Raw genomic sequence first — 2,834 nt, 5'->3', positions numbered from 1 at the left:
ACGTTAAATAGTACCGTAGCCACGAAGCATATAACATTTCAGACCAACAAATATGAATGTCTTCATCGTACATCATTATTGCCCTCGTTATTATTTTTCTCATCATATCTCCTGTTAATGCTGAATTGAAAGTTCATTTTCTTGACGTAAATGAAGGAGATGCTGTCTTATTACAAGCAGATGGAAAAAGCATGCTTATTGATGCCGGAACAGCAAATTCTGGAAATCTCACAAAATACTATCTTCATTCACTCGGAATATCTGATCTGGATCAGGTTCTTTTGACCAGTCCTGATGAAGGGAAATCTGGAGCATTAACAAATATTCTTAATGCCACTCCGGCACGAGAATATTTTGATGGAGGATGGAATGTTTCTGATGATTCTTACCGGGATGTCATAACAAAGATGAACGAAGATAATATTCCACAGACACTGGTCAAGGGGGGAAATACTGTACCGTTTGCTGAAGGGGTAAACATTTCTATCATCAGTTCTGAGAGTTTGAGCGGTGATGCCAGGGCAGATACCCTAATTCCCTTGATTACATATGGCAACATCCGTTTCCTTCTCATGGGTAAACAGCAGACCATTCCAGGTAATGTTAGTGCACAGATTATGAGGGTAGCTGATCATGGATCAAGACAGGGAACTGATCCAGAATTTGTTATGAAAGTACATCCTGACATTGCCATAGTCAGCACCGGAGATGGAAACCCTGAAGGAAATCCAAATCAGAATACATTAAATATTCTCCAGACTGCCGGAGCAAAGGTGATGCGAACAGATATTGATGGGACAATAACTATCAGCACTGACGGGAAAATCTATTCAGTTGGAAATCTCAGGATGGAGCCTGAGATCACTCTATCGCTTGTAAGTGTCGTTGAAACAAGGACCCCAACATAACAAACTTTTCAGAATTCTTTTTTATCTTTTCCTCATAATGACAATAATTATCCCACTCTCGAAAAGAAATTACATCTCAACTCTTGTCACAACTCCATGGACTTTGTGGGGAGGAAGACGATAGTATTGTACAAATGATGGACAAAGACGTTTGATAATGTAAAAGATCTGCCAGATAATATTCCTGGTTACTATCTCTTCCATTCCATAGAAGATTGTTTTTTCCTCTATTCCGGCTTTTCGAATGATGTACATCAGGTCAATGACCTGCATGTATCCATACCTGATTGAGAGGGTCGCAAGTCCTGGCGCAATCTCTTTATTTACACTATATTCAAGCCCGTACGGTTTTTCAGTGATATCTATTGATACGAGAACATTGTTGTGATAAATTATCTCGTTGTTGAACATTGTTCGCGATATATAGGTGGGAACATTCTCTATTGATCTTGCAAAAAAGATTGCCGTTCCCTTAAGATGTCTTCCACTAAAGTATGCACGGGTATACCTGCGTAAAAACTGGTCCTGAGTCATCGGATGCATTGCCAGGTATAATTTCCGTTGTCCATGGGTATAGATCAAAATAAGTGAGAACGGAATTGAGGCAATAATCAATGAGAGGTATCCACCATGAGTAACCTTGCTAAATGTTGACAGGAAATACGTTACGTCAAGAGTTGTGACCAGAACAGCAACCATTGCATGAAGATACTGCCTCCTTGCTAGGAATATGGAGATCATAAAGGTCCCGGTAATGGACATCGTCCCGGTTACTGCCAGACCATAGGCATTTGCAAGCCGGTCAGAGTACTGAAACATCAAAAGCACTAAAATCACAGCGATGCATAAAAGCCAGTTTACTGTATTAATGTAAATTTGAGTTCTGAGTTCATCTGATGTGTAATCAATATGAAGCATCGGGAGAAGATGGGTTGTGATGGCCTGATAGATTATAGAAAAGATTCCACTGATAACAGCCTGTGAAGCAATAACTGTTGCCGCAATCATAAGGATCAGAAATGGAATATACAGGATTTCGACTTCTGTAAAAACCATTTGAAAGAGAGGATTTGTTACATTAGAATGCCTTAAAAGAAATGCCGCCTGACCAAGATAAGATGCCAGAACAGACACGAAAACAAGGGCCCAGGCATATTGTATCGGTTCTCTGCCTAGATGGCCCATATCAGCAAAAAGTGCTTCAGCACCGGTTGCACAAAGCACTATAAGAGACATGGCAAAAAATCCGTGTACACCGTTATGCAGGAAGAATTTCGCTGCATAAACAGGATTAATAGCCGTTATAATTTCTGGACTTGCCATTATTGAGAAGAGGCCGGTGAGAAAAAGGGTTACAAACCAGATTATCATTATTGGGCCAAAGGTTTTTGAAACACCTTCTGTTCCTCTTCGCTGGAAAAAAAAGAGCCAGCATGCAATTATTATGGCCAGGAGAATCAGCCATTCCTGAGCGATACTCTCCATACCCGGGATCTGCCTGATTCCTTCAACAGCTGATAAAATACTGATAGCAGGAGTTATTACACATTCTCCTATCATGAGTGATATACCAAGAATGGCAAGAAGAGTGAAAATCGAAGCCCCTCGTGGATGTTTGATGAGTGGAAGTAAAATTCCTTTCAGAACAAGAGTGCCTCCTTCTCCTGTCTGAGATAATTTCATAGCAAGAATGGTATACTGCACAGTCACCATCACCGTCAGCGTCCAGAAGATCAGCGAGATAGTGCCCATAATATTGGCACGAGTTGGTTCTATGAAAAGGAAGAGAACAGCAAGTGTATAGATGGGACTTGTACCGATATCACCAAAAACAAGTCCTGCTGCTTTTTTGATAGATGCTGCCGAGGGGAGAGGCTCCATAAATCTGTATACTCAGTCAGAAGCATACAGATATGATTCTTACCG

2 protein-coding genes are annotated in these 2,834 nt (G+C 40.8%); one reads left to right on the top strand and one right to left on the bottom strand.

Features of this window, described 5'->3' with window-relative positions; all coding sequences use genetic code 11:
* The first annotated feature begins 56 nt into the window (after positions 1-56).
* Entirely contained in the window at positions 57-908 is an 852-nt protein-coding gene (locus VN429_RS00965; RefSeq protein ID WP_325628814.1) for a ComEC/Rec2 family competence protein, read from the top strand.
* A gap of 69 nt (positions 909-977) precedes the next feature.
* Here VN429_RS00965 and VN429_RS00960 read toward each other — a convergent pair whose 3' ends face one another.
* Positions 978-2,789 carry a KUP/HAK/KT family potassium transporter gene (locus tag VN429_RS00960; RefSeq protein ID WP_325628812.1) on the bottom strand — a complete coding sequence of 604 codons (1,812 nt, stop codon included), beginning with the start codon at positions 2,787-2,789 and terminating at the stop codon, positions 978-980.
* Positions 2,790-2,834: the final 45 nt, after the last annotated feature.

Source organism: Methanospirillum sp. (assembly GCF_035560735.1).
Lineage (GTDB): Archaea > Halobacteriota > Methanomicrobia > Methanomicrobiales > Methanospirillaceae > Methanospirillum.
This window is presented reverse-complemented; position numbering and strand designations above follow the sequence as displayed.

What these genes read in the sequence shown, in the direction of transcription:
- VN429_RS00960 (WP_325628812.1), bottom strand. Translation starts at nt 2,789, where the DNA reads ATGGAGCCTCTCCCCTCGGCAGCATCTATCAAAAAAGCAGCAGGACTT.
- VN429_RS00965 (WP_325628814.1), top strand. Translation starts at nt 57, where the DNA reads ATGTCTTCATCGTACATCATTATTGCCCTCGTTATTATTTTTCTCATC.